23 protein-coding genes are annotated in these 26,673 nt (G+C 53.0%); 10 read left to right on the top strand and 13 right to left on the bottom strand.

Annotated features, from left to right (window positions below):
- Nucleotides 1–7 precede the first annotated feature (7 nt).
- Both prmA and OOT00_RS12535 read right to left on the bottom strand, forming a co-directional pair.
- On the bottom strand, nucleotides 8–919 hold the full coding sequence (gene prmA / locus OOT00_RS12530) for a 50S ribosomal protein L11 methyltransferase (RefSeq protein WP_265425723.1): 912 nt from the start codon (nucleotides 917–919) through the stop codon (nucleotides 8–10).
- Nucleotides 920–1,042: 123 nt separating this feature from the next.
- On the bottom strand, nucleotides 1,043–2,665 hold the full coding sequence (locus OOT00_RS12535; protein ID WP_265425724.1) for a BCCT family transporter: 1,623 nt from the start codon (nucleotides 2,663–2,665) through the stop codon (nucleotides 1,043–1,045).
- Between the two features lie 249 nt (nucleotides 2,666–2,914).
- Between OOT00_RS12535 and OOT00_RS12540 the strand changes: the two genes are divergently transcribed.
- A complete protein-coding gene (locus OOT00_RS12540; protein ID WP_265425725.1) occupies nucleotides 2,915–3,757 on the top strand; it encodes an ion transporter in 843 nt (280 codons plus the stop codon).
- A 14-nt stretch (nucleotides 3,758–3,771) separates the two neighbouring features.
- Here the strand turns inward: OOT00_RS12540 and OOT00_RS12545 are convergent, their stop codons facing one another.
- Complete coding sequence (locus tag OOT00_RS12545; RefSeq protein WP_265425726.1) at nucleotides 3,772–4,116, bottom strand: hypothetical protein; 345 nt, start codon at nucleotides 4,114–4,116, stop codon at nucleotides 3,772–3,774.
- Nucleotides 4,117–4,237: 121 nt separating this feature from the next.
- Nucleotides 4,238–5,575, bottom strand: coding sequence for a radical SAM family protein (locus tag OOT00_RS12550; protein ID WP_265425727.1), 1,338 nt, complete (start codon nucleotides 5,573–5,575; stop codon nucleotides 4,238–4,240).
- Nucleotides 5,576–5,759: 184 nt separating this feature from the next.
- Between OOT00_RS12550 and OOT00_RS12555 the strand changes: the two genes are divergently transcribed.
- A complete protein-coding gene (locus OOT00_RS12555; RefSeq protein WP_265425728.1) occupies nucleotides 5,760–6,332 on the top strand; it encodes an anthranilate synthase component II in 573 nt (190 codons plus the stop codon).
- Nucleotides 6,329–8,557 carry an aminodeoxychorismate synthase component I gene (gene pabB, locus OOT00_RS12560; RefSeq protein WP_265425729.1) on the top strand — a complete coding sequence of 743 codons (2,229 nt, stop codon included), beginning with the start codon at nucleotides 6,329–6,331 and terminating at the stop codon, nucleotides 8,555–8,557. The genes OOT00_RS12555 and pabB overlap by 4 nt, the downstream gene beginning before the upstream one ends.
- Before the next feature lie 67 nt (nucleotides 8,558–8,624).
- Here the strand turns inward: pabB and OOT00_RS12565 are convergent, their stop codons facing one another.
- Nucleotides 8,625–9,599: a pentapeptide repeat-containing protein gene (locus OOT00_RS12565; protein WP_265425730.1), complete on the bottom strand. Its 975-nt coding sequence runs from the start codon at nucleotides 9,597–9,599 to the stop codon at nucleotides 8,625–8,627.
- A gap of 174 nt (nucleotides 9,600–9,773) precedes the next feature.
- On the opposite strand from OOT00_RS12565, the gene yhbY reads away from it, so the two are divergent.
- Nucleotides 9,774–10,097, top strand: coding sequence for a ribosome assembly RNA-binding protein YhbY (gene yhbY, locus OOT00_RS12570; RefSeq protein WP_265425731.1), 324 nt, complete (start codon nucleotides 9,774–9,776; stop codon nucleotides 10,095–10,097).
- A 658-nt stretch (nucleotides 10,098–10,755) separates the two neighbouring features.
- Nucleotides 10,756–12,108, top strand: a complete 1,353-nt coding sequence (locus OOT00_RS12575) for an acetyl-CoA hydrolase/transferase family protein (protein ID WP_265425732.1) — start codon at nucleotides 10,756–10,758, stop codon at nucleotides 12,106–12,108.
- A gap of 85 nt (nucleotides 12,109–12,193) precedes the next feature.
- On the opposite strand, the gene OOT00_RS12580 is transcribed toward OOT00_RS12575, so the two are convergent.
- From OOT00_RS12580 to pyrR, 5 genes are all read right to left on the bottom strand, one after another.
- Nucleotides 12,194–12,772: a CBS domain-containing protein gene (locus OOT00_RS12580; protein WP_265425733.1), complete on the bottom strand. Its 579-nt coding sequence runs from the start codon at nucleotides 12,770–12,772 to the stop codon at nucleotides 12,194–12,196.
- A gap of 157 nt (nucleotides 12,773–12,929) precedes the next feature.
- On the bottom strand, nucleotides 12,930–13,910 hold the full coding sequence (locus OOT00_RS12585) for a TIGR00341 family protein (RefSeq protein WP_265425734.1): 981 nt from the start codon (nucleotides 13,908–13,910) through the stop codon (nucleotides 12,930–12,932).
- Nucleotides 13,911–14,009: 99 nt separating this feature from the next.
- Nucleotides 14,010–14,417 carry a hypothetical protein gene (locus OOT00_RS12590; protein WP_265425735.1) on the bottom strand — a complete coding sequence of 136 codons (408 nt, stop codon included), beginning with the start codon at nucleotides 14,415–14,417 and terminating at the stop codon, nucleotides 14,010–14,012.
- Nucleotides 14,418–14,507: 90 nt separating this feature from the next.
- Nucleotides 14,508–15,014, bottom strand: coding sequence for a MogA/MoaB family molybdenum cofactor biosynthesis protein (locus tag OOT00_RS12595; protein ID WP_265425736.1), 507 nt, complete (start codon nucleotides 15,012–15,014; stop codon nucleotides 14,508–14,510).
- The gene (pyrR, locus tag OOT00_RS12600; protein WP_265425737.1) at nucleotides 15,011–15,541 is read right to left on the bottom strand and encodes a bifunctional pyr operon transcriptional regulator/uracil phosphoribosyltransferase PyrR; all 531 of its coding nucleotides are present in this window, start codon (nucleotides 15,539–15,541) and stop codon (nucleotides 15,011–15,013) included. The genes OOT00_RS12595 and pyrR overlap by 4 nt, the downstream gene beginning before the upstream one ends.
- 319 nt (nucleotides 15,542–15,860) lie before the next feature.
- Here pyrR and OOT00_RS12605 point away from each other — a divergent pair, with 319 nt between their 5' ends.
- The 4 genes from OOT00_RS12605 (at nucleotide 15,861) to mltA (ending at nucleotide 20,485) form a co-directional block, all read left to right on the top strand.
- Entirely contained in the window at nucleotides 15,861–16,871 is a 1,011-nt protein-coding gene (locus OOT00_RS12605; RefSeq protein WP_265425738.1) for a HAMP domain-containing protein, read from the top strand.
- Between the two features lie 30 nt (nucleotides 16,872–16,901).
- Nucleotides 16,902–17,714, top strand: coding sequence for a phosphate/phosphite/phosphonate ABC transporter substrate-binding protein (locus tag OOT00_RS12610; protein ID WP_265425739.1), 813 nt, complete (start codon nucleotides 16,902–16,904; stop codon nucleotides 17,712–17,714).
- 161 nt (nucleotides 17,715–17,875) lie between these two features.
- A complete protein-coding gene (locus tag OOT00_RS12615; protein WP_265425740.1) occupies nucleotides 17,876–19,111 on the top strand; it encodes a DNA recombination protein RmuC in 1,236 nt (411 codons plus the stop codon).
- Nucleotides 19,112–19,171: 60 nt separating this feature from the next.
- Complete coding sequence (gene mltA, locus OOT00_RS12620) at nucleotides 19,172–20,485, top strand: murein transglycosylase A (RefSeq protein WP_265425741.1); 1,314 nt, start codon at nucleotides 19,172–19,174, stop codon at nucleotides 20,483–20,485.
- A gap of 293 nt (nucleotides 20,486–20,778) precedes the next feature.
- Here mltA and OOT00_RS12625 read toward each other — a convergent pair whose 3' ends face one another.
- From OOT00_RS12625 to OOT00_RS12635, 3 genes are all read right to left on the bottom strand, one after another.
- Entirely contained in the window at nucleotides 20,779–21,810 is a 1,032-nt protein-coding gene (locus OOT00_RS12625) for an electron transfer flavoprotein subunit alpha/FixB family protein (RefSeq protein ID WP_265425742.1), read from the bottom strand.
- Nucleotides 21,811–21,824: 14 nt separating this feature from the next.
- Complete coding sequence (locus tag OOT00_RS12630) at nucleotides 21,825–22,607, bottom strand: electron transfer flavoprotein subunit beta/FixA family protein (protein WP_265425743.1); 783 nt, start codon at nucleotides 22,605–22,607, stop codon at nucleotides 21,825–21,827.
- A gap of 66 nt (nucleotides 22,608–22,673) precedes the next feature.
- Nucleotides 22,674–23,819 carry an acyl-CoA dehydrogenase family protein gene (locus OOT00_RS12635; protein WP_265425744.1) on the bottom strand — a complete coding sequence of 382 codons (1,146 nt, stop codon included), beginning with the start codon at nucleotides 23,817–23,819 and terminating at the stop codon, nucleotides 22,674–22,676.
- A gap of 618 nt (nucleotides 23,820–24,437) precedes the next feature.
- Here OOT00_RS12635 and OOT00_RS12640 point away from each other — a divergent pair.
- Complete coding sequence (locus OOT00_RS12640; protein WP_265425745.1) at nucleotides 24,438–26,459, top strand: FAD-dependent oxidoreductase; 2,022 nt, start codon at nucleotides 24,438–24,440, stop codon at nucleotides 26,457–26,459.
- Nucleotides 26,460–26,673: the final 214 nt, after the last annotated feature.

Consider the following 26,673-nt stretch of genomic DNA (forward strand, 5'->3'; position numbering starts at 1 on the left):
GGCTGGGCTACGCCACGCAAACGGCCCAGCCCCTGTCCAGCTCACTTTCTGCCGCAGAAAAACCACTGCCCGTCAGTGCATCCAGCACCATGGGGACTTTCTCTTCAATGATACCGGAAAGGATCACCCTGCCTCCGGGCCGCAATACCCTCCGGATATCGGGAATCAGGATGACCACTACTTCCGCAAGGATATTGGCCACCACCAGATCAAACAGGCCTTCGACACGATCCGCCAGGTTGCCCACAAAAAGCTCCCGCTTTTCCGGCCCGAAACCATTAAGGGAAAGGTTCGCCGCCGCCACGTCAACGGCAACGGCATCGTTATCCACCCCCACAAGCCGCCCTGCCCCCAGGGCTCCTGCGGCCATAAGCAGAATACCGGAGCCTGTGCCCACATCCAGCACCGCATCGCCGGGACGAACCAGTTCCTCCAGTTTCCGTATGCAGAGAGAAGTAGTGGGGTGAGTTCCCGTTCCAAAGGCCATGCCAGGATCAATTTTCAGGACAATATCATCTCCTTCAGGCTCATAACTGCGCCAGGTGGGTTTCACCACAATACGCCTGCCTATTTTTTCCGGCCAGAAAAAAGCTTTCCAGCTTTCAGCCCAATCCTCCTCGTCAATCTCCACGCTCTGGGTCCGAAGACAAAAACCAGCAGCATCCACCAACGCGGAAGCAGCCTTCACAATGGCATCAATGCGGTCTTCAACCCCTTCCATTTTGGGAAGATAACCAGTCACTGCAGGGAACTCCGGCTTGGGCAGTGCATCATCCCCCCACCCCTCCTCGGGTTCGAGGTCCGGCTGGTCAATACGGACTCCGCTGATACCATGATCGGCAAAAACCGATGCCAGAAGATCTTCCATCATGGCGGGGTTTTCACCTTCAAAAATTAATGTAAGGCCAATCCACTTCATTTTTCCACCTTCACGATTGATTATCGGCCAACATCACCCTGACAGCACAGAATTACCTGATCCAAAAAACAGATTTCTCCTGCTGCAGGGAAATGAACTGATTGCTGCCACCCGATTGTAACTTCACGGATAACCATCCACTTTCAGAACCTCCTCACCCTCAGGAGAGGGAAAGCTGTCATCAATCATCCTTCGCTTAACAAAGGTAAGCCCCTGCTCCTTTGCCATGGCATAGGCCGCTTTAGGGCCAGTCCAGAGCGAAGGCAAAAGTACAAGGGAAACAGGAATAGCCGTAATCACAATAAACTGCTGCAAAGCACTGATCTGGCCTGCCCCCATAAAGAGAAGAAGGCCTGCCATCAGGGCCATGGCGATACCCCAGAAAGCACGAACCACTTTATTAGGTTTATCATGACCTGCTCCCACAACGGAGATGGCATAACTCATGGAATCTCCCGTGGTGGCAACAAAAACGGTTGTCAGCACAAGGATGGCAAGTGCCATGAAAGTCCCCCCGGGCAAAGCCTGCGCCACAGTCAGAGTCGCCACGTGAAACTGAAAACTGTTCAACGCCTCCGTCAGATCAATGATGCCCATAAGCTGATAATAAATTCCTGATCCTCCCAGGAGAGTAAACCAGACCGTTGTGGCAATAGGAGCCATGACAGCCACAGCCACAATCATTTCACGGATGGTCCGGCCTCTTGAAATACGCGCCACAAAAATGGCCATCAAAGGACCATAGCCAATAAACCAGGCAAAAAAGAAAACCGTCCACCACTGCATCCACCAGGCCGGTGCCGTTTCCGCCGTCATGGTTGCCATGGTAAAAAAGGAGGTGATGTATTGCCCCAGGCCCTGCGTAAGGGCATTGGTGAGAAAAAGAGTTGGACCAAAAATAAAAATCGCGGCGGCTATACCCAAAGCGAGAAAGACATTAAACCGGCTCAGAACCTGTATTCCTTTATGAACCCCGGTAATGGCGGACGTCACATAAATGCAGGCCAGAAAAAACAGAATCCCGATCTGTGTACCAAAGCCGTCCGGAAGTCCGAACAGCACATGCAGCCCATAGCTGACCTGAGTGGCAAGAAAGCCGATGGGACCGACGGTTCCGGCCACAACAGCGATCACACAGCAGGCATCCACAACTCCGCCAAACCAGCCCTTCATGACCCTCTCACCCAGCACAGGATACAAAAGGGTCCTCGGCTGTAAAGGCTGCCCCCTGTCATAGTGGGCATGGGCCAGGACCACAGAGCTCAGGGTTCCCAGCACAGCCCAGGCCAGAAAACCCCAATGCATGAATGATTGTGCCAGTGCACCGGCCACAGCTTCTGCCGTTCCGGCCGCCGTATCAAAGGCCGGTGGCGTCACCACAAAATGGTATACAGGCTCGCCCGCAGCAAAAAAAACCCCTCCGCCTGCCAAAAGCGTTGCCATGATCATGGAAAGCCACTTAAATGTGCTGATTTCAGGATCATCCAGATCCCCTATTCTGGCACTGGAAGCCGGCGAAACCGCCAAACCCATGGCTATAAAAAACGTAAACAGCAAAAGTAGCTGGAAATAGGACCCCAGCACCCTTGCTGTCCAGGCAAAACCAGTGCCGATCATACCGGCAACGCTTTCCATGCTCACAAAGGAAGCAACAACAAAAAACACAATAAATCCAACGCTTAAAACTAACACAACGGGGTCACCCAAACGGTGCTCTTCCACGCAGTCCGGTTCAGAGAGAGTCACAAACAATCCTTGGTTCAAGTCAAAAGAAACCCCTCACAAACAAGGAGAAAAATTTTTATATGTATCACAAACAAAATTTTTCATCCATAAGAAAACACCGCCGAACAGGCTTCCGCATAACAACAGGGCCAATGGTAAAGAAACATATTGTTAAAAATCCCGTTGCCTGAAAAACAGTGTTGAAGTAAAACCGTGCACAGTCGGGCAAAGCCCTGGTTTCAGAACATCATGGAGCAAAAGGAATCGTTAATGGCACAAAAGGAAAACCAGAAACAGACAGGAATCAAGGCCCTATGTCATACCATTGCCCATAACCCTTATTTCAAAAACTTCATCATTGCCATGATCATCCTCAATGCCATCGTCATCGGCATGGAAACCTATCCAGCTCTCTACCAGCCCTTTAAAACCGGCTTTTATCTGATTGAAAAAATATTCATTATCATTTTTACCATAGAAATCATCATCCGGATTACAGGCTCACGGCCCAGCTGGGAATTTTTCCGGGACGGTTGGAATCTGTTTGATTTCTTCATTGTAGCCAGCAGCCTCGCCCTTGCTGGCGGTCACTTTGTATCCGTTCTGCGTATTCTACGCATTCTGCGGGTGCTGCGTACCATATCCATCATTCCCTCGCTGCAGCGCATGATCAGTGCCCTTCTGGCAACCATCCCGGCCATGGGAAACATCGCCTTTCTTCTGGGACTCCTTTTTTATGTATTTTCCGTGATGGGAACCATTTTTTTCGGCCATATCAGCCCGGAGTATTTCGGTTCCATACACATCACCCTTCTCACCCTTTTTCAGGTGGTTACTCTGGAATCCTGGGCCAGTGGCGTAATGCGCCCCCTGCTGGAGGAAAGCCCCTGGGCCTGGCTCTATTTTGTGACCTTTATCCTCATGGGCACCTTTATTATCATCAATCTTTTCATCGGGGTCATTGTCAACAACATGCAGGAAGCCCAGACAGAAGCCGAAGAATGCAAGCGCCAGCTTGAAACGCAGGCCCTGAGACAGGAAATTGCCGAACTCAGAGTGCTGATTCTGGCACTGGGCCAGAATCGTGCCCCCGGCTCATCGGAAAATTCATAAGGCGGCTGACAGAATCATACCTTGAGGGTAAACCCACTTTCTGAAAGGGACTTGCCCCCCTTATCCGGGCTGCCCTCTTTGTTCTCTGCAAGGATTTTCAAACGAAGCGTATAGCTTCCCGTTTCCAGATCATGGGGCAGGCGGCTGCCATCGGGCACCATCAGCACCAGCACCTTTCCCCGCATAGGATCGGAGCCCTCATTGCTGTCCCTGCGGTTTTCACCCTCCGGCTGCCCCCGCCGACCGGACCTTGCCGGACGAACCTTCAGCACACGCACAGGTACATCCCCCCGGGCCATGGGAGCCCCGCCATGTCCGGCAGAACCCAGCTCATTTATTTTACCGACAACAATTTCCATACGCCCCCCTTCCTTTTCTCTATTATCGGCAACAGTGCGTGCTGTCTTGAACGGCATCAGGAGAAGAGAGAGGCGGTTACCTTTTCCATCCAAACCAAAGGATCTCTGCATGCCCCGCCTGTCACGTCAGCCTTTTGCCGAAACGGGAAGAGGGCGGATTAAAATACCCATGACAAAGACCGGGGAATATTTTCTGAAAATGACGGATCAGTGCCGCCATTCCCATACCCGGACCGGGATGGGCTGCCTTTTTGACAAGGTCATAATACCGCAGAGGGTCAAAGTTCAGATTACGCCACTGAATAAGCTGCACACCGTGATTCTTCAAAAAAAACTCCATGGCAGCCACTTCGTCTGCCCCGTCACTGATCCCCGGAGCATTCAGGTAGTTGATAGCCACATGCTTTCCCCGTTTTTCCGCCCTGTCCACACTTTTCGCCACATCCGAAAAAGAGTAGCCCCTGGGCTGAAAATAGGCATTATAGACGACTTCCCTGCCACTGTTCATGCTGACCCGGATGGAATCCAGACCCGCCTCAAAAAGCCGGTCCAGCACCAGGGGCAGACTGGCATTGGTGTTCATGTTCAGCGTACCCCTGTCCGTCTTTTCCCGGATGAGGCGCAGGGCAGGTTCAATGACATGGGCCGCCAGCAAGGGATCTCCCTCACACCCCTGCCCGAAACTCACCACCCCGTCCGGCACCCTCTCTATATGCAGAAGAGCAATCTCCGCTATTTCCCTCGGGCTGGGAGTAAAGGCAATGCGATTCTGGCAACTCTGAAGCTCCGGGTTATCCTGCAGGGAAATACAACCCAGACACCGTGCGTTACAGGCACGGGAAGTGGGCAGGGGTGCTTCGTAGCGGCCAAGAAAAAAATTCTTTGCCGCAGGACACCCATAAAGAAGGGCACAGTTTTTAATATGAAGCAGAAGGCGGTTACGGGGCAGCAATTCACGGATGGTCATCACTCCATCCTGCACCTTTTCCACGGGCATGCACCGAAGATCCTGGCGATCCTCCCTGTCCACCTGATACACGGCAGAAGCAAAGCCCTTTGCGGACCAGGCCACCGCCCCATAGGCAAACAGAGGCAGAATTCCCGCTCCGGCCCTTTCCCTGTACGCCGGATGGTGGGTGATCACATAACCCGGAGAATTGAAGGCCGCCACAGGCAGAAGGGGCTCACCCGGCTCCCATGGATTTTCATCCAGAATCTCCATACGGTGTTCCCGTATATTCCACAGAACGGGCATACGGTCCGGCAGCAGCAGGGTTTCACTGCCATGGGGCAGGGGAACCACATCCTTTTCCCTGAGGGGGACCATACGCTCTCCGCACATACCCAGAGCCGCATAACCATCCAGCTCAAACATTTCTCCTGCGGCATTGGCCACAAGCCCCAGCACATAGGGGGATTCCTTTCGCCTGTTTCCTGCCAGCGGCTTTTTCCGGGCCATACTGCCACATCTCCCATAAGAAGTACGCCTTTTCCTTGACAGGAAAAAGCGGCTCAGGTTATCGGTTCCATTCAGACTGACTGCTTACAGCAAAGCGTAATGCCAGGCGCAGAGCCATCCAGACGCTTCCGGATGGCTCTGCGCCTTTTGCATAGCGAAAAAAAGGAAAAGCGAAAAGACTTTCATGAAAACTCTTATCCTCATTGATAATTTTGACTCATTCACATTCAATCTGGCCCATCTTTTTGCCAGAGAAGGCCTGCAACCCAGAATTCTGCGCAGCGATGCAAGCCTGAAAAGCATCCGTGAAAAACAGCCTTGCGGCCTCATTATAGGCCCCGGCCCCGATGACCCGCAACGATCGGGGGTATCCATGGCAGCACTGCAGCATTTTTACCAATCCATCCCAATTCTCGGCATATGCCTGGGCATGCAGTGCATGGCAGAGCTTTTCGGCGGCAGAACCATCCGGTCGAGACTCCCCGTTCACGGGAAAACCAGCAGGATTCATCATGATGGCAGCGGCATTCTCAGAAACATCCCCAATCCCTTCACGGCCTGCCGCTATCACTCCCTCTGTGTGGAACTACCGGACACATCCCCCCTGCACATCTGCGCACGAAGCGAAGACGGCACCCCCATGGCCCTTGTCCACCAGCACCTTCCTGTTTTCGGCCTGCAGTTTCATCCGGAAAGCTTCATGAGCGAACACGGCGCTGCCATGGCCCGACATTTTCTGCAGGAGATGGCACCATGAACCCATTATCTTACCTGAAACCCGAGGGCTTTTGCACCCGCACCCTCCACCTGACAGAGGAATTCAGTCTTTCCGCCTTCGGACCGGCCGGAACCGAAGGCAGCATGATTCTGGTATCAGGCGGAGAGCACCCCGAGGCCGTTATGAACGGCTTTGCCTGCCTCCCCTTTCTTTCCATCCGCTGCGAAAAAGGCAGGGCACTCCTCAGGCACGGAGATACCTGCCTTCAAAGCAACCGTCCCCTTGACCTGATGGACACCCTGCTGAACGCCTGCGCCATGGAGGAAAAAGAAAGCAGCGGCTTCCCCTTCGGCCTGTTCGGATATTTTTCCTATGACCTGAAAAATCATCTGGAAAAACTGCCGGATACCGTAATGGATGACCTGCAGCTGCCCGAATTTCTTCTTTTTGCTCCCCGGGTGGTGGGCTGGATCCCCCCCCATTCCAGTGAGCTGCACATGAAGGCCCTTTTTCTTCGGAACGAAACATCTGAAACCGCAGAAAAAGCTCTGGATGAGGCGGAACGACTGCTGTCCTGCCGACCAGCTCAGGAAGAACTGAAAAAGGCAGAAGAAAGGGATAAAACCTGCTCCCTTTCCTCCTCCTTTTCAAAAGAAAACTATCAAAAGGCTGTGCGCATCATCCGCGACCATATCAGCAAAGGAGAAGTCTATCAGGTCAATCTTTCCCAGAGATTCAGCCTGACATACAAAGGCAATCCCTACCTCCTTTTTCTAAAAATGGCTACAGAAGCACCCCAGCCCTTTTCCGCATTTCTGCAGGCCGGAGATTTTCAGCTGGCCTCCCTTTCTCCGGAACGTTTTCTCCGCGTTCGCCACGGCCGCATCGAAAGCCACCCCATCAAGGGAACACGGCCCAGGGGACAGACACCCGAAGAAGACAGGCGTCTTCAGAAAGAACTGGAAACCAGCATCAAGGATGGCGCGGAACTGGCCATGATTGTGGATCTCGTTCGCAATGACATCGGCCGCATTGGCGCATGGGGCAGCATATGCGTAGACGTACCCGCACGCACGGAAGCATGGCCCCATCTTTTCCACAGGGTTGCCATTGTTTCCGGCAATCTGGCGGAAGGAGCTTCCCCGGGTCAAATTCTGCGGGCAACCTTTCCACCGGGTTCCGTAACAGGTTGTCCTAAAATACGGGCCATGGAAATCATCGATTATCTGGAGCCCCTTCGCAGACACGCCTACACCGGAGCCATGGGCTATCTCGGCTTTGACGGCAGCATGGATCTCAACGTGGCCATCCGAACGGTTATCTGCTCCGATGGAAAGGCCCACTACTCTGCGGGAGGCGGCGTGGTATGGGATTCTGATCCCGAAGAAGAATATGAAGAAACCCTGCACAAGGCAGCCCCCTTTTTCAGGGCCATGCACAAAGTACCGGAATCACCCGCCGATAGCAGAGAACCCCTTGTCTGGCAGGACGGCCACTTCCTACCCCTTTCACACTCAGGTTTTCCCATGCACATCCCAGCCCTTCGCCACGGCAGGGGAGTTTTTGAAACCATCAGGATACGGCAGGGCAGCCCCCTTCACCTCGGGGAACATCTCCAGCGGCTTAATGATTCTGCCGAACCCGTCACGGGAAAACGTCTGCCTGCAATCCAATGGAAACACATCATTGCCACACTGACGAAGGCCAATCCCATGGCTGCCAAAGAGGGGCAGCTCCATATCCTGGCACTGGATACGGGCCGCCCGTGCCTGTCTCCCGCCGCCATGCTCACGCCCCTGACCGCCGCAGCCAACAAGGAAGGCATCCGGCTCATCTGCCACCCCGAACCTTTTTTTTCACCCATGGCCCGGCACAAAAGTCTGGCCTATGTATTCTTTGCAAGGGCACGGGAAAGGGCTCTGGCAGAAGGTGGGGACGAGGCACTCATACGGGCACCGGATGGAAGCATTTTAGAAGGCTCCTTTTCCAGCCTGCTTCTTTTTTCAGGAAAGCGCCTGCGGATCCCAGAAGGGCCTTCTCTTACTGGAATCACAAGAAAAAAACTACTGGACTATCTGCAGACTCAGGGGTGGCTGGCAGAGGAGACAAAACTCTTTATGGAAGATCTGGAAGGGGGGAATCTGCTTCTGTGCTGCTCCAGCCTGAGAGGCCTCTCATGGGTCAGGTCCGTTGACCATATTCAGTTCCCGGAGCCAGATCCTGCCTGGCTTGCCTCCATGAGAAAGGCTCTGGGATATGAATAGGCCGGGAATAACCATCCGGTCAAAACAGAGCGATTCTTCGGAGCATCTGTCTTTTGAGGAAACCATCCTACCAGTCTTCCGTCGCATCCGGAGGCAGAAAAACATCGGGCAGCCGCCTGCGCAGTTCCGCCTCCAGATCCGCATCAAGGATAGCACCCTGCAGCGTACGGATGCGCACAAAAGAATCAACACTGAGGCCTGCCGCCTGATCAAAATTTACTCCCCGCAGATCGGCCCCGTCCAGACAGGCTCTGGTGAGATCCGCATGACGGAGGTCCGCTCCCATGAGGTTGGCATCTTCCAGAACGGCACCGGCAAGATCCGCATACATGAGATTGGCTCCCGCAAGATCGGCCTTGGCAAGGCGGGATTCCCGGAGAATGGCGCGCTCCAGACAGGCCTGCTGTAAATCCACACTTTCCAGGTTGGTTTTCCATAGATAGGCCCGATAAAGATTGGCTGCCGTAAGGTTGGCCGCCTCCAGATTCACATTTTCAAGGTTGGCCTCTTCGAATATACTGTCCCGGAGATCGGTCCAGCTCAGGTCCGCTCCCCAGAGATAGCTTTCGGAAAGATCCACCCCTCGCAGATCCATGCTTCTCAGGTAACAGTTGCTCAAATCCATGCGGGTAACTCCATACTTATTCAGCCTGCGGATATTCCCTCTGGTTTTGCGGGCCGCTTCTTCACTTTCCCAGTTTCTGAAATCATCAATTTCATCCCTGTAATGACGCTTTTCCATCAGGTTTTTGCCTTTCTGCTGAAACCAGAAGAGCACCACTCCGATCAGAAGAATATCCATCAGAACGCCATGGGCCTCTGCCATCACTTCTTCACGAAAGGAGTCGGAATAGTACCCCAGGTGCAGGGTAATCCCCACAACCAGCATGGTTGCCGCCACAAAAACCACTACGGTCATGATAATGGGGCTGGCAATGATCAAATCGTATACCTGCCGGAAGCGCCCCATATTTTTGCCCCCACTTTTTTTTTTATCAACTCCCGGATTCCAGGGGGGAGGGGGAGGCAAAAGGTCAACCATGGCGGGTATTTCCTTGAAAAGGTTCAACAACATAAAACCGATGATTCTTCTTTATAACAAAAGCCCTTGTCATTTAAAAGGTATTGATGCAAAAGTCTGCTGCGGTACAAAATGCCTCCTGACCCGCAGCATGAAAAAAATGAGGCAGACTTCTTATCTGTTAAGGGGGTTACCATGACAGAACTCAAAGGATTTCAGAAGCAATATCTCAAGGGCCTTGCCCACCACCTGAAGCCCCTTGTCATTATTGGCCAGCAAGGTATCACTCCGGCGCTTATGGCTTCCATTGAAGAGGCCCTGCATGCCCATGAACTGATTAAGGTTCGCTTCAACGATTTCAAGGAAAAAGAAACGAAAGAAAGCCTCACCCTTGAAATCATTAAAGGAAGCGGAGCAAGCCTTGTATCCGCCATCGGGCATATGCTGATACTCTACAGACCTTGTAAAATAACAGAAAAACGAAAAATAAAGCTCCCCAGAACTCCTGCTGCCAGCTGAAACCCGCCGTTCCTCCAGAGGGGGCAACATGTCCATGGCTGCCCCCTCTGGCCGGTGGCGCTCCGCGGACCATGGTCTTGCGTTCAAAAGGAAGCCTTTCCTCCGTCCGGCCCTCAAGCCTGCCACACACTCTTTTCATGGCAAAAGGTGTGTGCAGGTGCCGGATAAAGCCATCCTAGCTACCGGCTCTGCCTTGCCAATCCCCTCATTTTCCTTCCCATACCATCCTCCCCCATGCAGAATCAGGCCCGGAGTTCCCGCCCTTCGCCATCGAAACGGGCTGCTCCCACAGCATCCATCTGTGACTTTTTTGATCCAAAAAGAGACACAAGCCACATACAAAATCTATCCATCCGAATTAAAGAGCTATTTTTTTTAAACGGACAGCACAGAGTCAAGGACAATAAAAAAACTTTCTAGTTTTATATTTTATTATCAGTACCATAAGAACCCAACTATCCGTTCACAGAAAACGGAACATGCCATCCTGAAAATGTGACACAATTGCCACGCGCGCCACATGAAAGCCCCGTCCATCCCCTGTTTCCATTCTGGCATGCTTATTGAACTACTTCCCAGAGCCAACCACAGAGAAACCTCAGCCCGATGAGACAGACACATCGGGCCTAAAAAACGCTGTCATAAAAAGGAGACGTTCATGAGCGATGTAATGGAACTGTACCGGCAGAAATGTGTTTCCGCTGAAAAAGCCGTTTCCATTGTCAAATCACACGACGTGGTGGACTATGGTTTTTTTAACGGCAAACCCGTTGTCTGTGATCAGGCTCTGGCCGCACGTCACGAGGAACTGAAGGATGTGTTCATCCACACAGCCGTCACCATCCCCCCCATACCGGAGGTGATCAAATACCCCGGAAGCTTTGTCTACCATGACCTTCAGTTCAGCAAACTCACCCGGGTTCTGAAAAGCAGCGGCCTTCCGGCCTTCTATTTGCCCATCATGTATCATCAGGCACCCGCATGGTTCCGCGATGGCGTGGCGGATCACAGAAATGTGGTCATCTGTGCCGTCTGCCCCATGGACCGGCATGGATACTTCAACCTCGGCCCCCACCCTTCCGCCACCCTTGCGTCCATGGAACAGGCGGACGCGGTCATTCTTGAAGTGGTACAGGACATGCCCCGCTGCCTAGGCGGCTCGGAAGAATCCGTCCATATCTCCCAGGTGGACTATGTTGTGGAAGCACCGGCAGATCAGAAAATGACCGACCTGCCCGTTGCCGAACCTACCGACACAGACAGACGGATTGCAGGCCACATCATGCCATTCATTCAGGATGGCAGCTGCATCCAGCTGGGTATTGGCGGCATGCCCAATGCCGTTGGAAAAATTATAGCCGAATCAGACCTGAAAGATCTCGGCGGTCACACGGAAATGCTTTCCGACGCCTATGTGGATATGCTGCTTTCCGGCCGCATGAACGGAGCCCGCAAACCCTTTGACATCGGCCGGGTTCCCTACACCTTCGCCCTGGGTTCCCGCAGAATGTACGAGTTCATGGATAACAACCCTGCGGTCTCGGCCTACCCGGCCAGCTATACCAATGACCCCAAAGTCATCGGCCAGATCGACAACTTCGTTTCCATCAACAACGCCCTGCAGGTGGACCTTTTCTCCCAAATCAATGCGGAAAGCCTTGGCACCACCCAGGTTTCCGGTAATGGGGGGATGTGGGACTTTGTCATTGGTGCCCAGTGGTCCAAAAACGGAAAAAGCTTTATCTGCCTTGCCTCCACCTACAAAGACAGTGAAGGCAACCTCCGTTCTCGGGTCATGCCCCGACTCAAGGAGGGCAGCATTGTCACCATTCCACGGCATCAGGTGGACTATGTGGTTACGGAATTCGGAGCCGCCAGAATGCGTGGCCAGTCCACATGGAGCCGGGCTGAAAGGATCATCGGCCTCGCCCATCCTGATTTCAGAGAAGAACTGATCCGCGAAGCCCAGTCCATGGGCATCTGGCGTCAGTCCAGCAAAAAAGACGCCTGATACACAAAAGGGGCTCCGGCAGAAAGGCATTATGCCATCCCTGTCCGGAGCCCCTGAAAGCCAGGCCATATCAGGCCTGCCGGTTTTACTCCCCTTTTTCCTCACGAATCAGTTCAACAGCCTTCACAAAAACATCTCCCAGCCGAAGAATACCCACCACTTTATGGCCCTCTCCCCGGGTCACCAGCAGGGACTGATGCTGCCCCAGAAGCAGCTGGTGCACACCCTCATCCAGCGTAGCTTCCTCATCCACATACTCACCGGCGGAAGGCGTGTACATCACATCCTTCACCTTGATGCGCGAAGTTTTTTTGGCAATATCCTTCAGGGGTTTATCCCAGAGACTGAACTGTTCCAGAAGCCCCTTCATAAACTTCGGACTCAGGCCGAAACGGGAAAGCCCCAGACTCATGGGACTGCCATCTCCCACCTCAAAATACTTGGGCTCCATGGCCCGTAGCACATCCAGATGGCTGAGCTTACCTACAATTTCACCCTTGTCATCAAAAACAAGGACCGCCCTGTGGCCTTCACCACAGGTGGCCTTTACCGCCTTCAACGCATCCTCCAGAACCAGCATGGCATCATACAGACTCTGTTCACCGGAAATGGTTGTGTATTCATCCAAAGGAATCATTACCTCTTTTACCATTACATTTTTCATGACCATCTCCTTTTCTGCCTTTATTATTTTTCCAGCGGCCGCCCGCGGAAAGCCTCAGAAACCTGACCTATCACCCAAAATGAGAAACAATTAAACAAACTCAAAAAAACCCTCGCAACCACAACCTGTACACAGGGAAACAAAAGAGGAGGGGCCGCTACAGCTTCCAGAGAATCAAAAACACCAGACCGGCCATCACAAGAATCCAGACAAGAAGCCCAAGGCGGCCCACGATCCTTGCCGGGGTTTTATGCCATGAATTCATGGGAGAGATGCCCTGGGCAATCAGGGTCAGAATGGCGGCAAGATTAACGCCGCTGATATTCACAAAACACAGCAGAAAGGCCCCCCCGGCAAGGGTCCATGCCCCATCGCCAAGGAGCATTCCGCAGACCACAAGGGGTGGCATCAGGGCAACGGCCACCATCACCCCCGTAAGGGCTGCGGGTACGCCCGCAGTAAAAGCCAGGGTTCCGGCACATCCGGAGGCAAGGGAAAGAAACACATCTCCCAGCCCCACCTCTGTCCGGTTCATGATGGCGGAGACATCCCTGTCCACTCCCATCAGAAAACCGATACCGCCCGCAATGGCAAGGGTAATCAGGATTCCTGCACCACTGGCCCGCACCGCACTCACGGCAAGAGTGCGGCTACCCAGCACCAGAGAAAGGGCAAAAGCAATGTTCGGCGTTAAAAGCGGGGCAATGACCATGGCACCAATGACTATGGCCGTATCCCCGCGACGCAGACCGATGGCAGCTACCACAGCGGAAAGTATAACCGCCGCCACAAAAATACGGGAAACTTCCGCTCCGGAAGCAACATCGGTATACAGTTCTTCCCGACTGATGCGACCCTGCGTGGCTACCGTGTCATCCCTTCCGCCATCATAATGGGGGATGGTGGCTTCCACTGGAAAAAACACAGCCCTGAAGCCAGGCTGGTTCCCAAAGTGCCGACGCATAAGATCGGATACGGATTCTGTATGATTCTGGGGAAGAAGCAGGCGTACCAGAAAACCGCCCCCTTCCAGAGGCTCCTCCCAGCGATCAATAATCTGCTCTTCTTCCCGGAGCACAACATCCAGAAAGTCCCGGGTAACATCCGGTATTCTGGCCTGAAGCAAGCGCAGTGCCATCAACAGATCCTTCATTGAAGAGGTCGGCATAAACCGACAGCCAAACGTACCTGACAAAGCAAAAGGAGCAGGCCCGAATTACCGCCGGCTTACGGTTTTTCAGCCCTTTGCCGCCTCAGCGCAAGCTTCTGCCAGCCTTGCGCGCAGATAGGGAGCGGCCTCTGCCTCTTCCAGATCAAAGCAGTATCCGTCTTCGCCCAGAAGACCACCGGGAACCAGATCGCCCACCTCATCCGGATCCGTGACCATGTCTCCGTAAAAACATACGGAAAGCCAGCGGTTCTCCGGATCATCATCAATGATGTCCACCATGGCAAAGAGGCGGCGGTTTTTCTGGTTCTCATGTTTTGCCCTGAGAGAAAAACTGACCCCCGGGCGCTCATTGAAATCCAGCTCTACGCCCTCCTGTTCCCTGAGAAACCGTAGAAACGCCTCAAACACCGGCCGGATGCCCGCAACGTCTGCGGTCCAGCCCGCCACAAACCTGTCTATGGATGACATAACCATACCTCAAAAACTCCTCCCGGTAAAAATAAAAATAAACAAAAGATTCATCATCCCCATCCTCCGCCATGGCCTTACCTTTTCCATGGCACGTCAATTCCGCAGATGGGAAACCAGATGACCTGCTTCCATGAAAATCAACTCCCTGCATGCCAGCTTACAGGCCTTGAGGCTTCCGGGTATGCAGAAAACCGCACTTTCACCGATACTGCCCGCAGCAGCCCGGGAAAGCATGGCAGCAGCCCCTATTTCCACAAAGGAAAGCTGCGCAAAAAGAGGACCAAAGGCTGTCAGTTCCTTGTGGAACAAAGGCCTGCAGGCTTCAATGGTCACATCTTTTCGGGTCAGTCCCGTACCACCGCTGACAATGACCACATCGGCCCTGTCTTCCCGCACCGCATCCAGAACAGCTCCGCCGATGGCCAGAAAATCGTCCGGAATAATCCGGCGGCACACCAGCTCATGCCCCTCCTTCCGCACTTCTCCAGACATCCATCTGCCACTTTTATCATTATCCGGCGTGCGTGTACTGGAAACAATAAGAATGGCCATCCTAAGCTTTGGGATGGCCCCATGGTCTTTTATCCCTGGAAATTTCACAGCACCTCCACCAGCACAAGATCTTCCCCATCCTCCTCAACCACGCGGACATTGACGGTCTGGCCCTTTGCCGTTTCCACATACCGGCCGACAAAATCGGCATGAACAGGCAACTCCCTGTGGCCCCGGTCCACCAGCACGGCAAGACCGATACAACGGGGCCGTCCGAAATCAATCAGGGCATCCATGCCCGCTCTTGTGGTCCGGCCCGTATACAAAACGTCATCCACCAGCACCACATCCATTCCATCCACATCAAAGGGAATATCCGTAGAGCGCAGTACGGGATGCTGTGCGATACGCGTCCAGTCATCCCGGTACAGGGTAATATCCAGCGTTCCCTGCATTACGGGCACTTCCGATATCTCCTGAATCAGCGATGCAAGCCGTCTGGCCAGAAAAACGCCCCGGGTATGAATGCCCACAAGGGCAAGACGATCTGTTTCCGTATATCTTTCCAAAATTTCATAGGCCATACGGGTAAGAATGCGCTCCATATCCCGTGGTCCAAGGATCTGCTTTTCCATATGGTATCCTCCCTGTTTGTACCCCATACACCTTAACGGATTCCACAACAGCTTACAAGAATCAGCCACGCTTCCCGCAAGCGGCAGGCCCAGCCAAAAAAGTTCAGTTTTTTTACAAACTGACTGTCTGATGAACAGGGATCCTTGTACACCATTGTTTCGTCACAAAAGACTCTCACAACAATCGGCTTATGAATTAAAGGCTTATTTCTCTGAGAAGTCAAAAAAAACTCTCTGGAACAATATTTGCTGTTCCAATACTCCCGGAGCCAGCCCCAGCTGTGGGGCTGACAGAAAGTACTGAACAGGAGTGTACATCATGATTCTATTCTGTAAGGAATGCGGCCAGCGTTACCGCATCGATGACCGGAAGATTCCCGACAGCACCACGCAGCTGAAATGCCCCCAGTGTTCGGCAGCCATTCTCCTGCCCTCCAACCGGGCGGATGAATCGGAAGAAAGCCCGTTGCCATCCGCCGAAGAAACCCCTGCCGAAACCCGGCCGGATCAGGCCACAGCCCCAAGATCCGGATCTTTTACCCAAAAAATCACCTTTCGCCTGCTCATGCCCTTTGTGCTTATTCTGTTGTCTGTGGCGGGTTGCATCCTGTATTCCTACTGGCAATCCATACCCTCCCTCATGGAAGAGCAGATCAACCAGCGAGCCTTTGCCATATCCCGTTCCTTCAGCGTATCCGTAACCCAACCCCTTCTCCTGAGAAACTATCTCGCCGTGAATCAGTCTGCCGCCCTGCATGCAGAACTGCCCGGCGTCGCCTATGTTGCCGTAAAAAACCGCGAAAACGCCATCGTAACGGGTCTTTTCGGCAGCATGGACCGATTTGACCCGGATTTTTCCAAAAATGCCATTGCCCGAGGCTTTCCCGCAGAAATTCTCCTGATGAATCCCATTGACCAAAACGAGGTATTTTCCGCCCGCAACATTCAGGTGGGAAACCGTAAAATTCATGATGTGGCCGTAACCATACGGGGCAATGGCGGCGTGGTTCATGTGGGCCTTTTCATGGAAGATGCCGAAGCAGCCATCAAAAACAGCCTGAAACCCCTTGCTTTCATTCTCTCCTTTGTCTTTCTGGCAGGGGCCATCAGCCTGATATGGGTCAGCAGCAGCCTGACCGTGCCGCTGAAAAAACTGACCCGCTCTGCCAATGCCATCGCCCTTGGTGAGCTGAATACTCCCGTAAGCATCCAGGGCACAGGAGAAATAGCGGAGCTGGCAAAAGCCATCGAAGCCATGCGCATAGCCATCCGGTCGGCCTTCAACCGGCTTACAAACCGTTCCTCATCCACCGGAGCTTCCCGCCATTAACAAACACCGCCTCTGCAGGAGGGTTTAATCGTGAGACTATCCTTTGCCGTGCTGCTGCTGTCTTTGCTCGCCCTGGTATCCGCATCCGCAGAAACCTACCGCCTTTCCATGCTTCCCCTGCACAGTCCCGAAGAGGTCATGGAAAGAATCAGCCCACTGGCCCTTTATCTTTCCGTCAGAACGGGGAAAAATATTATCCCCGTCATCTTCCGAAGTTACGGGGACTATGAAACAAGAGCCCTCTCCGGCGACATTGCCATTGGCTATCAGAACCCATCCGTATACATCCGCATATCCGATGTGCACGAACCCCTGTTCGTGGCAGAAGACAGCCTTGGCGGAACCCGCTTCAGGGGACTGATCATAACCGCAGCAGACAGCCCCATCCAGTCCATTGAAGAGCTCAGGGGCAAACGGATAGCCATCGTCGGCCGCACATCCACCGGTGGCTACCTGTCTCCCAGACTGGCCCTGATGGAAAAAGGCATTGATCCGGAAAAAGACTGCCACATCATTGAAGCCACGGACAACACCCAGGAAAATGTAATCTTTTCCGTACACATGGGAGAGGTGGATGCGGGCTTTATCCGCGAATCAGCCCTTCACATGGCGGACACCTACCTGCCACCGGGCCGCATCCGGATTCTTGCCGAAGGCCAGTGGATTCCCAACTACTGCCTTTCCGTCCACCGGAATATGCCGGAAGCCGTCAAAACGGCCATCCGGGAAGCTGTCATGGCCATAAGACCCGAAGATCCTGTTCTGAAAAGCCTTCATATCCAGGGCTGGCACCCCATTGATGACGCAGCCTATCATCCCATACGGAGCCTCTCTCCTCCCTGAACCCGGCACAACCCCATGAAGGGCGGACTCGTTTCCGCCCTTCTTTTCACCCAACCCCAACCGTTATCCATTTTTACAAAACCTGCCATTGCACGAAAACCATGGAGTGGTATAATATAAAATTTATGAGCAAACGCCCCTCCCACTGGATTTGATACCCCATGCCACTTGATTCTGACCTTCTCAACCTTGCCTCCATCCTGTTTTGCATCCTTATGCTTTTCCTTTGTTCCGGACTTCTCTATTCCAGACAGAAACTGAAAGAAAAACTTCGGGATACGGAGTATTCTCTTGCCATCAGCGAAGAAAAGCGGCTTTTTATCCAAAAGGGGCAGGAATCTCTGGAACGTTCTCTGGAGAACCTCTGCGCTAAAATATCGGAAGAAAATCAACGCCACTTCCTGGAAATGGCGGACAGAAATTTTCGCCATCATCTGGAAAGCGCCGGTCATGCCATGGAAACAAGGGAGCTGAATTTCCGCAACCTTCTGGATCCTGTGCGGGAAATGCTTGTATCCTATGAAAAGGAAGTACACACCTTTGCCAAAGACCGGGAGCGCACCCTTGGCGACCTGCACCGTCAACTCTCCCTTCTGGGAAAGGCTCAGGAAGACCTTCAAAGCGAAACCCGGCGTCTTGTTTCCGCACTCCGACAGCCCCAGACCCGGGGCCGATGGGGAGAAAGCACCCTACGAAGGGTGGTGGAAATCAGCGGTCTTTCCAGCCACTGCGATTTCATGGAGCAGGTGCACACGGAAAACGAAGACGGACGGTTCCGGCCGGACATGCTGATTTCCCTGCCCGGCGGAAGGCAGGTGGTGATTGATGCCAAGGTTCCCCTTGCCGCCTATCTGGATGCCATGGAGGCGGAGAGTGATGAGAAACGCAAACAGTCCCTCACCGCCCACAGCCGACAGGTAGCGGAACATGTGCGCCTGCTTTCAAAAAAAAACTACTGGCAGCAGTTTCAGCCCTCACCGGAATTTGTCATCCTCTTTATTCCCGGTGAAAACTTCTTTTCCGCCGCACTGAATGAAAAACCGGAACTGCTGGAGCAGGCTGCTGCCAAAAATGTGCTTCTGGCCACACCGGGAACCCTCATTGCCATGCTGAAAACCATTGCCCTTGTATGGAGGGAACAGGAATCCTTTGAAAACAGCAAAAAGATTGTTTCCATGGGAAAAGAGTTGCACCAGCGGCTGCTGCGTTTCTGTGGTCACATGAACAAAATGGGACAGGAACTTGAAAAAAGTGTTAGCACATACAACCAGATGACCGGATCCTTTGAACGCCGCGTGATTCCCTGCCTGCGTCAGTTTGAGGATCTCGGCATTGCCGGGGATACCCGCATTCCCGAACCAGGGCTGGTGGAAAACACCACAAAGCTGAAAGTCTGATCCATAGTGCCCGCACATGAACAGAACCACACCCAGGGAGTCTATCAGGAGCTGAGCCGTATGAATGTCCCGTTTTTTCCCGGAAAGAAGCAAAAAAAGACAGGAAATCCTGCTACGGAAAAAAAGCGGAGCCGCATGGGCTCCGCTTTTTTCCTCACTCTGTTTCTGGTGCTGCTGATCACTCTGGCAGCCTGCTCCGGTAAAACACCGCCCGTCCCACCAAAACAGGAAAGCCCGCCCCCCCTGATCCGGCTGGCCCCGGAAGCCTATCCTGTTTTCGGTGATGACCTCCAGTATGAAGGCCTGCTGTCCGTCCTGTATAAGAGCCTGGAATTCTACAGACGTCTTTCACCGGACCGGCCTGTCCGTTTTGGCGAAGATGTCTATCCAGCAAGCCACATGATCACCACAACCCGGGAGCTGATGGCCATTGTGCACAGCGCCCCGGACCCGGAAACCCTGAACAGGGTAATCAAAGATAATTTCCTTGTATACAGGGCCGCAGGAACCCCACCACCGGGCAGCGAATCAAGGCCTCAGGGGAAAGTACTCTTTACGGGCTATTATGAACCCCTTCTGAAGGGAAGCCTGAGTCCCGGAAAAGACTTCTCTGTTCCTTTACACGGCATGCCCGATGACCTCAGAGAGGTGGATCTTTCACCCTTCGGCCAGGAATATGCGGGCAAACGCATTCGCGGTCGCTGGACAGGCCGGACCTTTGAACCCTATCCGGACAGGGATGCCATCTGTCATGAAAATGCCCTCGCAGGAAAGGCCCCTGTCATTGCCTATCTCTCCTGCCCCATCGACAAATTTTTTCTTCAGGTACAGGGCTCGGGCATTGTGTATCTGGAAGAAGGCGGCTTCATTCGCGTACACTACAGGGGCCAGAACGGCAGAGCCTACCGCTCCATCGGTACCCACCTCATTCAGACAGGCAAAGTGCCCAGAGAAGAGATGTCCATGCAGCGCATCCGTCGGTATCTGGAGGAAAATCCTCAGGAGCAGCGCTCCATCATGGCCTTCAATCCTTCCTATGTCTTTTTCCATACGGTAAGTGAAGGGCCCATCGGTGCCCTTGGCTTCTCCCTCACCCCGGGAAGATCTCTGGCCGTTGACCGGAGAATTTTTCCCGACGGCGCTCCGGTTTTCATTAAAACGCAGAAACCTCTTGTCTATGCCGATGGCAGCATCGCCGCATGGCAGAATTTTTCCCGTTTCATGGCGGCTCAGGATACGGGAGGAGCCATCCGCGGCAGCGGAAGAGCCGATATTTTCTGGGGGAACGACGGGTATGCGGAGATTGCAGCAGGCCACCTGCAGCACCCGGGAGAAATGTATTTTCTGGTGCTAAAAAACCCTGATCCAGCCTGACAACAGAGTGAGGGATACGGAAACAGGAGCCCAAAAAATCAGGTACCGTTCCGGCGGCTGTTCTTTCCGGAACGGTACCTGCTACCAGCCCTTACCTGAAGACAAGGCACCTGTTCCCTACCCTTTTCGCTTGATAACAGCCAGGCTCCCGGGCGGATGCGAACCCCCCATGCTGACGCAATCTCATCCTCAGAATATCTTTCCCTCTGCAGAAGCAGGCAAAATTCGCCGCCTCAGACAGGTTGAGCTCTTTGATTACCATTGCAGCATGCAAGCGTACGGCCCCGCTCCTCCTACGAAACCTTTCTGGCTTTGCGGATCTGCTCAATAAGGGCAGGGACAACCAGAGAGGCATCGCCGACAATGCCATAATGGGCAAAATTAAAAATTTCTGCATTGGAATCTTTATTAATGGCAACAATGGTTTTCGCACCGGACATGCCCGTAGTATGCTGCACCGTTCCGGAAACCCCACAGGCCATATAGAGTTCCGGCCTGACAGTCTTGCCGGTCTGCCCGATCTGGCAGTCATGGGTAATCAGACATGCCTCCACCACCGGACGGGTACCACCGACCTGAGCGTCCAGCTCCCGGGCCAGCTCTTCCAGCTTAGCAAAGGTCCGGGTATCTCCGGCTCCCATCCCCACACAGACAATCCTCTCCGCTTCCCGGATATTGATACCACTGTGCTCCCGCTTTTTAACGGAAAGGACTTTCACCGGATCCGACGCCTCGTCAATGGAAAGCTCCAGCCGGACCACCTCACCCTCACGGGAAGAATCTTTATCCGGCATTTCCATCACTCCCGGCCGTACGGTGGACATCTGGGGCCGGTGATCCGGGCAGAGAATGGTAGCCATAACATTGCCGCCAAAGGCAGGACGGGTGGAAACGAGTATTTTCTTTTCCTCATCAATATCCAGATGGGTACAGTCCGCCGTGCAACCGGTGTGCAGCCGGAAAGAAATACGGGGAGCCAGATCCCGGCCCACGGGGGACGCACCCACAAGCAGTACATCGGGCTTTCTCTTCCGGGCTTCCTCACATATGATATCCGTATAGAGGCCTGTGCGATACTGGGCCAGAGCCGGATCATCGGCAAGAAGAACAATGTCTGCGCCATATGCGATCAGCTCTTCTGCCAGCGCTTGCACATTGTGACCGAGAAGGAAAGCCGTAAGGGGTACACCGAGTTTATCGGCAAGTTTGCGCCCTTCTCCCAGCATTTCCAGGGAAAGGGTGGTACGGGCCAGGTTGCCGTCCTGCTGCTCCGTGAAAACCCATACTCCCTTGTCATCACTGAAATCTTTTACTGTATCCGTCATGATAACTCACCCTGTTAAATAAAATTGTGTTCTTTCAGCTTTTCCACAAGCTTCCGGGCGGATTCTTCAGCATCGCCTTCGAGAATTTCCACCTGTCCCTTGACCCGCTTAGGCGTAAACACCTTGCGCAGCCGTGTGGGCGAACCCTTGAGGCCAAAGTTAGCAGGATCGCCGCCCAGGACATCCATCCCCCATATTTCAATTTCCTTGGCATAGGCTTCCATGATCATGTCCATGGGCGCAACACGGGGTTCATTCAACTCCTTTTCTGCGGTGATGAGGCAGGGCAGGGGGGCTTCCAGTTCCCGCACCATATCGCCCATGTTCTGAAGAACCGAGACCCTGCCCCCTTCACACCGAATATTCAGAGCATAGGAACAAAGGGGCAGTTTCAGATAATCCGCCAGCTCAGGCCCCACCTGTGCGGTGTTGCCGTCCATGGCTTCCACACCGGTTATGACCATGTCAAAATCAGCAATTTTCTGAATGGCAAGGCCCAGAGTATAGGCCGTGGCCCAACAATCGGCGCCACCGAACCGGCGATCCGTCAGCAGGATAGCCCTGTCACAGCCCATGCCCAGTGCTTCCCGCAGGGCTTCCTCCACCTGAGGCGGTCCCATGGACATGACCGTTACTGTGCCACCGTGGCTATCTTTCAGGGTGAGGGCTGCTTCCAGAGCGTTTTTATCATTGGGGTTGATGATACTGGGAAGTCCGGTACGGATCAGTGATCCATTTTCATCCCATGTGACTTCCGTTACGTCCGGGACCTGTTTAATACAGACAATAATGTTCATAATACGTCCTTCAGAGACTCCTTGGGAAACGGCCGAAGGAGTGCCCACGGCCGGTTCCGGATTCTGTCAGCGACCGGCCAGATAGGCCATGCCCGCAATGGTTTTATTGATTTCAAGACTGGAAGCCACAATGCCGCCGTGCATGGCATTCCGGAAGAGCTTTTCCACCTTATATTCCTTGGAGTACCCATAGGAACCATGAATCTGAACCGCCATACGGCAGACCTCCTGGGCCATAGGCACAACAAAAACCTTAAGTTCCGCCGAGGGTACCTCGAAGGGTTGTTTCTGATCCTGAAGCAGTATGGTTCTGTAAACCATAAGACGGCAGGCATCCACTTTGGTTTTCATTTCAGCCAGCATCCAGGTGAACCCCTGCATAAACCCCAGAGGGAAACCACCGACTACACGCTCTTTGCTATAACGGGCCGCTTCTTCCAGAGCACCCTGGGCTCCTCCCACCATCGCCGCACATTGCTGAATACGTTCTCCTGCAATCCACCGCAGCAGAATTTTGAAGCCCTTACCCTGTTCCCCAAGGATATTGGCTTTGGGTACCCGCACATCCTTGAAAAAGACATCGCAGGTGTCCGCGCCATCAAGACCCATGAGCTCATAATGACCGGAAAAGGAAATGCCGGGACTGCTTTTATCAACAATGAAGGCTGTGGTATCCTTTTTACTACCCGTAAGGGACAAATCTTTGGCAAAAAAGACGCCGCAGCCGGGCTTGTTGGCCATGCTGATGAAACGTTTGGTGCCGTTCAGGATAAAATCATCGCCATCGGGCTCCGCCACCATGGTGAGGGCCTTGGGGTCCGAACCGGTTCCAGGCTCGGTAAAAGCCATACTGGCCCAGGAACTGCCATCACAAAGGGGAGGAACAAATTTCTGCTTCATCTCATCTGTACCCCAGTAACAGATGGTTTCCGCAACGGAGTTGTTCATAAAAAAGGGAAGCATGGAGGTGGAACCGGTTTTACCGATCTCTTCTGCAAACAGGATGAGATTAAAATTGGTACTGCCGATTCCACCGAATTCCTTGGGAACATCCATGCCCAGCAACCTTGACTTGGCAAATCGCTGCAGGAGGTCGGGAGGATAGTCGTTGTGCTCGGCCATGTAGGCATCAATTTTGGTGATTTCTTTTTCACAGAAATCCCGGGCCGTTTTCTGAACCATCTTTTCAAGGGGGGAGAAATTGAAATCCATGGCAACTCCTTACATTGGGTTGATTCATAAAAAAAGAGCAGGCAAGCCGGAACAGGGTTTTCTTACCTAGATCAAAAGTTTGAATACATAGCAAATACTTTTTACTGCCTTGCGGACAAATCCACCTTTTTTTGATTTTTTTCCATAAAATCAGGAGAAAATACGAGAAAAAATGTTTTTGCACGGCACAAAGCTAACCACCCATATAGTTTGTATGCAAAAAGATACCAGACTGTTTGTTTCCTGGAATAAAAACAGATATACATTTAAAAAAACAAGAAATAGCATGCTGCATAAAACCATGGGCATTCAAAAAATCCCTGAGTCCCTTTCCACGCACTTCTGCCCTTCAATTATGAGCACATACACATAACAAGCGAGAAAGACTTGTTTTTTTAAAAAACACATACTATTTCAAGGAAAACCTTGACCATTACCTAAATAAGATTTAGTTTGTGTACAATATAATATTCTTTTCGGAACTCCCTCTTTTTTACCAGCGTAAACGGACAAAAACCCAAAAAACCGATATTCACGTGACATAAAATTCCTGATCTGGCAAAAAAACAACCGCCAGAAAATTTGTACACAAAACGTTCTCGCCCAAAGGAGACTTGTATGACAAAAGAACTCAGAGGAATAGACCCCCTGTTCCAGCCCATCCAGATCGGCAGCATGACAGTAAAAAATCGTATTTATATGCCTGCCATGCACCTTGCCATGTGTGATAATTATGAGGTTTCCGATCAGGTTACGGCTTTTTATGAAGAAAGGGCCAGAGGCGGTGCCGGTGCCATCTGCGTGGGCTATGCCTCCGTCAACGAACTTTCCGCCAATATCACCCACATCGGCGCCCACGAAGATGCCCATATTCCCGGCCTCACAAAGCTGGCCAATGCCATAAAACAGCATGAATGCCGTGCGCTGGTGCAGCTGAACCATGCAGGCCGCTACAACCATTCCATGCTGCTGAACGGCAAACAGCCCGTTGCTCCGTCTGCCATTGCCTCCAATCTTACCCGTGAAGTTCCCAGAGAAATGACAAAGGAAGACATTAATCAGACCGTGGCGGATTTTGCTGCTGCCGCAGGCCGTGTCAAAACTGCCGGTTTTGACGGCGTGGAAATCCTGAGCGGCACGGGCTACCTCATCAGCGAATTCCTTTCCCCTTTGACCAACAAGCGGGAAGACGAATACGGTGGTCCCTTTGAAAACCGCTGCCGTTTTGCCATGGAAATCTTTTCAGCCATCCGAAAAACCGTAGGACCAGATTATCCCGTTGTAGTCCGCATGAACGGCAACGATCTCATGCCCGATGGTATGGGCCGGGTGGAGCTGCGGGAATATGCAAGAAAACTTTCCGATTCCCGCCTTGTGGACGCGGTGTGCATCAATGTGGGCTGGCATGAGGCCCGCATTCCCCAGATTGTCACCAGCGTTCCCAGAGGGGTGTATGCCTATCTGGCAAGGGGCATTAAAGAGGTGGTTTCCATTCCTGTGATTGCCAGCCACCGCATCAACGACCCCAAAGATGCCCGCAGGCTCATTGCCGATGACATGTGCGACATGGTGGCCATGGGCCGCAGCCTCATTGCCGATTCCTTCCTGCCGAAAAAAACGGAAGAAGGCCGGGAAAATGAACTTATTCACTGCATTGCCTGCGCCCAGGGCTGTTTTGACAACCTCTTTAAATTCAAGCATGTGGAATGCCTCTGCAACCCGAGGGCAGGCTATGAATTTAAAATGGCTGCGGTTCAGACAGATACGGCTAAAAAAGTCTTTGTCATCGGTGGGGGGGCCGCTGGCATGAGTGCCGCTCTCGCAGCCAAAGAGAAGGGCCACGACGTTACCCTTTTGGAAGCTTCCAGCCGCCTGGGAGGCCAGCTCTATCTGGCAGCCGCACCTCCGGGACGGGAAGAATTTGCAGAGCTTGCAAAGGACCTTGCCACCCAGGTGCAGGTGAACAATATCCGGGTCATGCTGAAAACCACGGTGGATAAGGCCCTGCTGGAAAAAGAAAAGCCCGATGCCGTTATCCTTGCCACCGGTGCGGAACCCATCTCCCCCCCCATTCCCGGTGCAAACCTTCCCCATGTGGTGCAGGCCTGGGATGTGCTGGAAGACCGGGCCCATACGGGTAAAAACGTGGTTGTCATCGGCGGGGGTGCCGTGGGTGTGGAAACGTCCATCTTCCTTGGGGAAAAGGGCACTCTTTCCGGAGAGGAGCTGAAGTTTCTCTTTGTAAACAGGGCCGATGACGTGGACAAACTCTATGAGCTGGCCACAAAGGGCACCAAGAACGTAACCCTCATCGAAATGACCCAGTCTGTGGGCAAAGACATCGGAAAATCCACCCGCTGGACCATGCTGCAGGAAATGAAGCGCATCGGTATCCGCACGGATGTAACCACCAAAGCTCTTGAAATCACAAAAGAAGGCGTAAAGGTGGAAGGCAACGATGGCCTTGAGATGATCCCTGCTGACTCCGTAGTACTGGCCGCAGGCTCAAAGCCCGTTTCCGCACTGAAAGAAACAGTGGAAGGCCTTGGCATTTCCTGTCAGGTCATTGGTGATGCGGCAAAAATCGGCCTTGCCTTTGACGCCGTTCATCAGGGGTATGCTGCTGGAAGGGCTGTGTAAGGGTTCATTCTATACGGTTTTGCAGTGTGTGTGGCACACAGGCCATTTGTTCATGACGCAATCTTATTCGGGAGCTTCTTGGCCTGTGCTGAATCGCCAAAACTTGTCGGCACAGGCAGGATGAACATTTTTATTGCCATAGCAAACTGAAGTACGCTGCCTTTTGTGCCGACTTCAGACAGTTGGCGATTCTTTACGCACAGGCCTTCGAAGC

The organism is Desulfobotulus pelophilus, from assembly GCF_026155325.1.
In the GTDB taxonomy this organism is placed as follows: Bacteria; Desulfobacterota; Desulfobacteria; order Desulfobacterales; family ASO4-4; genus Desulfobotulus; species Desulfobotulus pelophilus.